This window comes from Burkholderia sp. KCJ3K979, from assembly GCF_016759955.1.
Taxonomy (GTDB): domain Bacteria; phylum Pseudomonadota; class Gammaproteobacteria; order Burkholderiales; family Burkholderiaceae; genus Burkholderia; species Burkholderia orbicola.
This window is the reverse complement of record NZ_JACFYV010000306.1, coordinates 1-6,288: the sequence shown is the minus strand read 5'-3', so window position 1 is coordinate 6,288 and position 6,288 is coordinate 1. Positions and strand designations below refer to the sequence as shown.

Below are 6,288 nucleotides of genomic sequence, written 5' to 3'. Positions count from 1 at the left end.
GCGTCGGGCCCGCCTCGAATGCGGGCGGCAGCGACGGATCGTCGGCTTTCACGACCAGCACGGTGCAGCCGTTCAGCGTCTCGAAACGCGCACGCGTGTCGTCGTGCGCGACTTCCTTCAAGCCCCAGTCGGCGAAAAAGCGCCGGCAGGTGGCCAGATCGTCGACACCGTACGTGATCTGCTCGATTCCCAAGATGCTCATTGCGTCATTCCCCTTCGCTCAGTTCGCCCACGGCAGCGGCGCGTCGTTCAAGCCCCAGTAGAGGCTCTTCTGCTGCATGTATTCGCGGATGCCGAGACGCCCCTTCTCGCGGCCCATCCCGCTCTCCTTCCAGCCCGAGAACGGCGTGGAGATCGAAAACAGCTTGTACGTGTTGATCCAGACGGTGCCCGTCTCCAGCGCCCGCGCGATGCGCCATGCGCGCTTGTAGTCGCGCGTCCAGATGCCGGCCGCGAGGCCGAACACGCTGTCGTTCGCCTGCGCGATCAGCGACGCCTCGTCGTCGAACGGCATCGCGACCAGCACCGGCCCGAAGATTTCTTCCTGGCAGATGCGCGCGCTGTTCGGCAAGCCTTCGAGAATCGTCGGCTGATAGAAGAAACCGTGCTCGCGCCCGTCACCCGACGGCCGCTCGCCGCCGCACAGCAGCCTGCCGCCCTCTTCCAGCCCGAGCGCGACGTAGCGCTCCACCGATTCGCGATGCTTCGCGGTGATCAGCGGGCCCATCTGCGTGTCGGGCCGCGTCGGGTCGCCCACGCGCAGCTTGCGTGCGCCGGCCACCAGGCGCTGCATGAATGCGTCGTACACCGCGCGCTGCACGAACAGCCGCGAACCGGCGATGCAGGCTTCGCCCGACGAGCTGAAGATGCCGTACAGCACGCCGTTGACCGCGTGATCGAGATCCGCGTCGTCGCACACGATCGTCGGCGACTTGCCGCCGAGTTCGAGCGACACCGGCATCAGCTTCTCGGCCGCGATGCGCGCGATGCCGCGGCCCACTTCGGTGCCGCCGGTGAACGACACCTTCTTCACGAGCGGATGACGCACGAGCACGTCGCCGATCACCGAACCCTTGCCCGGCAGCACGCTCAGCACGCCCTTCGGCACGCCGGCCTCCTCGCAGATGCGCGCCAGCGCGAGCGACACGAGCGGCGTGACTTCGGCCGGCTTGAGCACCACCGCGTTGCCGCCGGCCAGCGCCGGTGCGAGTTTCTGCGCATCGGATGCGATCGGCGAATTCCACGGCGTGATCGCCGCGATCACGCCGATCGGCTCGTACACGCTCATCGTCAGGTAGTCGCCGCGCGAGGGCGTCAGCTCTTCGTCGAGCGTCTCGAGGCAGGCCGCGAAATAGCGGAACGTGTTCGCGGCGCTGGCCACCAGTACGCGCGTCTCGCCGATCGGCTTGCCGTTGTCGCGGCGCTGCAGGTTCGCGAGCGCTTCGTGGCGCTGCATGATCAGGTCGGCGATGCGGTACAGCACCTGCGCGCGCTGGTGCGGCTTCAGGCCGGCCCAGTCGGCGCGACGCCACGCGGCGTCGGCCGCCACGACGGCGTCGGCCGCGTCTTCCGCGTTCGCCGTCGACACTTCCATGTTCACCGACTGGTCGGCCGGATAGATGCTCGTGTAACGCGCGCCACGGCCGCGCCGCCACTCGCCGCCGATCAGGATGTTGCCGTCGGGTACGAGGCTCGTATCGAAAGGAGTCATGTCACAAGTCCCACAAATCTGTCTCTGCACATCCGCCCTCGCCGTGGCGCGGGCGGATGCTCGATGGTCCGGTCAGATCACGCAGCAGGCCGCGCGGTTGCGCAGCGCGCGAATCGCGCTGTACGCCGTCAGCGCGGACGTCTTCGGGTTGTCGGGCAGCGGCTTGCCGCTCATCTCCAGCGACATCTCGCCGAATGCGCCGCGCGCGGTGATGCGGTGCACGTTGCGCTCGACGGCCGGATCGGCGATCAGCCGCACGTGCGTCGCGTCGAGGCCGAGGCCCGCGAGCGCCACCGTCGCCGCGACGTTCGCGTTCTTCGGATACAGCCGCGCGGCGTCGCGCGCGCTGCCTTCGAAGATCACCTTTTCCTCGGTCATCGCGCGCAAGTCGCACAATTCCTCGGCCGGCGTGCCGAGCCAGCCGAGCGGCGGCTTGCGGCCGACGTACCGGACTTCGTCGAGGCCGCCTTCCTTCGCGGACGCCAGCGCGTCGATGCCGCCGATCGCGCCGGACAGCAGCGTCACCGTCGTGCCGCCTTCGTCGGCGGCCCGCGACAGCACGTCGAGCAGCGCGAGATCGGACAGCGCGCCGATCGATGCGACCGCGCAGTCCGTGCCGGCTTTCAGCAGCGGCACGACGTGATCGACGAGCGCGCCGTGGCCCGCGCATTCGAGCGCGAACTCCGGGCGGCGAGCCAGCGCGTCGACCGACGACACGACCTCCACCGCGCCGCCGAGCTCGCGCTGCACCGCCGCGCGCTGGTGTTCCGGCACGATCACGTGCGCGACGCGCAACGACGCATCGTGCTCGACCGCGCGGTACACGGCCGCGCCGATCGCGCCGAAGCCGATCATCGCGACGTCGACGGGGGCGCGCGCCCGCTTTTGCCCGTTATGCATACTGGCGCTCCGTCGGCGCTTCCTTCTTCACCGGCGGCCCCGCGAAGTTCGACGCGAACGAGCCCACCGACAGCATGTCGACCTCGACCATCACCGGCCCCTCCTTCGCGATCCCGTCGCGCACGATCGCTTCGGCCTGGTCGAGCGACGTGATCCGGTAGTGCGTGAGGCCGAAGCTCGCGCAGAACTGCGCGAAATCGGGCTGGTGCAATTGCACGAAGCAGCGACGGCCGCCGTAATGCGCGTCCTGGATGTTGCGGATCACGCCGTAGCACTGGTCGTTCATCAGCACGATCATCACGTTCGCGTTTTCCTGCACGGCCGTGACGAGCTCGCCGACGTTGACCATCAGGCCGCCGTCGCCGACCAGGCAGACCGTCTTCGCCGCCGCGCCCGCGAGCGCCGCGCCGATACCCATCTGGATGCCCTGGCCGATGCCGCCGCCGAGCGCATGCACGCCCGAGCGCGGCTCGAAGATCTTCAGCAGACGGTTGCCCCACGTGCTGTTCGAGATCGTCACGTCGCGCACCCAGTTGTAGTCGCGGCCCACCGCGCCCTGCAGCGTGTCGACGAGCTTCTTGTACGGCCCGAGGCCCTTCGCCACGTCGGCCACAGCCTCCTCGCGGGCTGCCGCCAGATCAGCCGCGAATTGCGGATCGACCGACAGGCGGCCTTCGAGGCGGTCGGCCAGCTCGGCCAGCACGCGCTTCGAATCGCCATGCACGAACAGCGCGTTGCGATAGCCGCGGTTGTCGGCAAGCGCGTCGGCATCGACGCGGAACAGCGGCTGCGGCAGCGCGAGCTTGTACTTCAGCGTTTCGTTGCCGCGCAGCCGCGAGCCGACCACGACGAGCGCGTCGCAGGTCTTGTAGAACGCTTCGACGGACGCATGCACGTTGAACGCGCCGAGTGTCGCCGGATGATCTTCCGGCAGCACGCCGCGGCCCTGCACGCTCGTCACGACGCCGAAGCCGAGCTTCACGAGGCGTTCGACTTCCTCGCGTGCATGGCGCGCGCCGCCGCCGAGCCACAGCAGCGGGCGGCGCTTGGCCGCGAGCGCGTCGGCGAGCTTCGCGACGCGGGCGCTGTCGTGCTCGCGCACCGCGACGTGCGCCGGCGCGAGGTCTTCCGGCCATTCGATTTCGGCTGCCTGGATGTCGATCGGAATCTCGACGGATACGGGGCCCGTCGGCGCCGTCTGCGCGATGCGCACGGCTTCGCGGATCGTCGGCAGCACGGTTTCGACGGTGCGCACGCGGAACGCGGCCTTCGAGATCGAGTCGAGCATCGACAACTGGTCGGGCGCTTCGTGGATGTACGCGAGATCCCGGTCGAGATACGGCGTCTCGATCTGCCCGGTGACGTGCAGCAGCGCGGTGCCGGCCGTCAGTGCCTCGACCATCGCGCCGGCCGCATTGCCAGCCGCCGTGCCCGTGCTCGTGAACGCGACGCCCAGGCCGCCCGACACGCGGGCCAGCCCGTCGGCCATGTTCAGCGCACCCGCTTCCCCGCGCGCACCGACATACCGGATGTTGCCGCGCGAGTTGATCGCGTCGAGGATCGGCATGTTGTGGATCGAGATGACACCGAATGCGGTCTTCACGCCGCACTGCTCGAGAAAGGCGGCAATCAGCTCGCCAACCGTGGTTTTTTCAGACATGGCGTGCAAAGCCTCCAGAAACGTCGATATGGCTGCCCGTCGTGTAGGACGACAGATGCGTTGCGAGATAAAAAAGTGCCCAGGCGGCCTCGTCAGGCTTGCCGAAGCGATTCAGCGGAATGTGCTTCTTGCGGGCGAGCGCGCCCGTCCAGTCTTCCCAGCTTTCGCCGGGCTGCGCCTGCGTGTCGTAACGGCGGCGCCACTGTCCCGACTCGACGATGCCGATCAGGATCGAGTTCACGCGGATGCGCTGCGGCGCGAGTTCGGTCGCGAGCGACTTCACGAGGCTCAGCACGCCCGCGCGCGCCGACGACGTCGCGACCATGTGCGGCTCCGGCTGCAGCGCGAGCAGCGAGTTCACGCAGGTGATCGTCGGCGCGGCCGCGTCGCGCAGCAGCGGCAGGAATGCGCGCGTCGGGCGGATGATGCTGAAGTACTTCAGTTCGAGTTCTTCGCGCCAGGCGTCGTCGGTCGTATCGGCAAAGGTCGACACGCGGCCCTGGCCGGCGTTGTTGACCAGCATGTCGGCGCGGCCGAAGCGGTCGGACACGGCCTGTGCGAAGGCGGTCACGTCGGCTTCGTCGAGCACGTCGCAGCGCGCGGCCAGCAGCTGTGCGCCTGCGTACTTGTCGCGCAGCATCGCTTCGGCGCGTGCGAGGCGGTCGTCGTCGCGGCCACAGATGGCGACCGACGCGCCGGCCTGCAGGAACCGCTCGGCCGTCGCGAGGCCGATGCCGGACGAGCCGCCCGTCACCACCGCCACTTGCCCGGTCAGATCGATCTGGATCATCGGAGTCCTAAAGCTTTGAGAAACGTGTGCTCGTCATCCGAGCGGTAATTGAGCCGCCGCGACAATTCCGCCGCTGCGCGCTGCACCTTGTCGATCAGCCCGTCCGCGATCAGCGCCGCGTCGATCTCCGGACGCGGCACCGTCACCGTGATGCACGCGACGATCCTCTGCGTCTCGTTGCGTACCGGCGCCGTGACGACCGAGATCCCGCGCTCGAACGACGAATTGCTGACGCCGTAGCCGCGCAGCGCATCCTCGCGGATCACGTCGTACAGCGCGTCGACCGTTTCCGGCGTCGCGCTCGTCATCCGGTTCAGCGCGCCTTCCGGATACAGCGCGTGCAGTTCCTTCAGCGACAGGTCGCCCATCAGCACGTGGCCGTGCGTCGTCGCGTGCGCGGGCAGCCGGGTGCCGACGTTCACGCGGATCGAGCTGAACACCGGCGACTGGCTCTGCGCCTTCGCGACGAACACCACGTCGCGGCCGTCGCGAATCACGATGTGCGTCGTGAAGCCGGTCGCGTCGCGCAGGCTCTCGATCACCGGCAGGCCGAGATCGGTCAGTTCCAGCGAGCTCAGGTATTCGAAGCCGAGCCGCAGCACGGCGATGCCGAGCTTGTAGTTGCGATCCTTGTCCGCGCGTTCGAGAAAACCGAGCGATTCGAGCGTCTGCAGCAGACGGAACACCGTCGTGCGCGGAATGCCGAGCCGTTTCGACAGCTCGGGCGCGCCGAGCACGGGCTCGCGCGGCGAGAATTCGGCGAGAATCCGCAGCCCGCGTTCGAGGCCCGGCACGACGTAGCTGGCTTCCGCCTTCGCGTGGTCGGATTCGTTTTGTTGCAGCGGTTCGCTCATGCCAGCCCCCGCTGCGGGTCGCACTGACGACAGAACGTATCGATCAGCGCGGAATAAACGGCCGGCGCTTCCACGTAGCCGGCATGCCCTGCCTGCGGAATCACCTGCAGCCCGACGTGCGCGGCCGCGGCGATCCGCTCGCACGCGGCGGGCGGCGTGATCGCGTCGTTCGCGCCGACGGCCACGGCCGTGCGGCCGCGAAAGCCGGCGAGATCGGCCGCGAGATCGGCGTTCGCGAGCAGATGCGTGGCCTGCGCATAGCCGGCCGGCACGATGCGCGCCATGTTCCAGCGCACCCATGCCTTTGCCTCCTCGTTCGCGAAGCCGGACAGCATGTTGCCGCTGCGCTGCTCGGCGAGCCCGGCCGGGCCGA

6 protein-coding genes and 1 pseudogene are annotated in these 6,288 nt (G+C 68.7%); all 7 read right to left on the bottom strand.

Annotated features, from left to right (window positions below; all coding sequences use genetic code 11):
* Positions 1–202, bottom strand: a pseudogene (locus H3O04_RS33220) (VOC family protein); the annotation flags it as partial.
* An 18-nt stretch (positions 203–220) separates the two neighbouring features.
* Complete coding sequence (locus H3O04_RS33215; protein ID WP_077179429.1) at positions 221–1,711, bottom strand: aldehyde dehydrogenase; 1,491 nt, start codon at positions 1,709–1,711, stop codon at positions 221–223.
* A gap of 72 nt (positions 1,712–1,783) precedes the next feature.
* A complete protein-coding gene (locus tag H3O04_RS33210) occupies positions 1,784–2,611 on the bottom strand; it encodes an aspartate dehydrogenase (protein WP_011547429.1) in 828 nt (275 codons plus the stop codon).
* Positions 2,604–4,271 carry a thiamine pyrophosphate-binding protein gene (locus tag H3O04_RS33205; RefSeq protein ID WP_202589300.1) on the bottom strand — a complete coding sequence of 556 codons (1,668 nt, stop codon included), beginning with the start codon at positions 4,269–4,271 and terminating at the stop codon, positions 2,604–2,606. The genes H3O04_RS33210 and H3O04_RS33205 overlap by 8 nt, the downstream gene beginning before the upstream one ends.
* The gene (locus tag H3O04_RS33200) at positions 4,264–5,061 is read right to left on the bottom strand and encodes an SDR family oxidoreductase (protein WP_202589299.1); all 798 of its coding nucleotides are present in this window, start codon (positions 5,059–5,061) and stop codon (positions 4,264–4,266) included. Before H3O04_RS33200 ends, H3O04_RS33205 begins: the two co-directional genes overlap by 8 nt.
* Entirely contained in the window at positions 5,058–5,915 is an 858-nt protein-coding gene (locus tag H3O04_RS33195; protein WP_006478727.1) for an IclR family transcriptional regulator, read from the bottom strand. Before H3O04_RS33195 ends, H3O04_RS33200 begins: the two co-directional genes overlap by 4 nt.
* Positions 5,912–6,288, bottom strand: a 377-nt coding sequence (locus tag H3O04_RS33190; protein ID WP_202589298.1) for an alpha/beta fold hydrolase, incomplete at its 5' end; no start/stop codon positions are given. The genes H3O04_RS33190 and H3O04_RS33195, both read right to left, overlap by 4 nt.

Coding starts and splice junctions, on each gene's coding strand:
- H3O04_RS33215 (WP_077179429.1), bottom strand. CDS start 1,711: ATGACTCCTTTCGATACGAGCCTCGTACCCGACGGCAACATCCTGATC.
- H3O04_RS33210 (WP_011547429.1), bottom strand. CDS start 2,611: ATGCATAACGGGCAAAAGCGGGCGCGCGCCCCCGTCGACGTCGCGATG.
- H3O04_RS33205 (WP_202589300.1), bottom strand. CDS start 4,271: ATGTCTGAAAAAACCACGGTTGGCGAGCTGATTGCCGCCTTTCTCGAG.
- H3O04_RS33200 (WP_202589299.1), bottom strand. CDS start 5,061: ATGATCCAGATCGATCTGACCGGGCAAGTGGCGGTGGTGACGGGCGGC.
- H3O04_RS33195 (WP_006478727.1), bottom strand. CDS start 5,915: ATGAGCGAACCGCTGCAACAAAACGAATCCGACCACGCGAAGGCGGAA.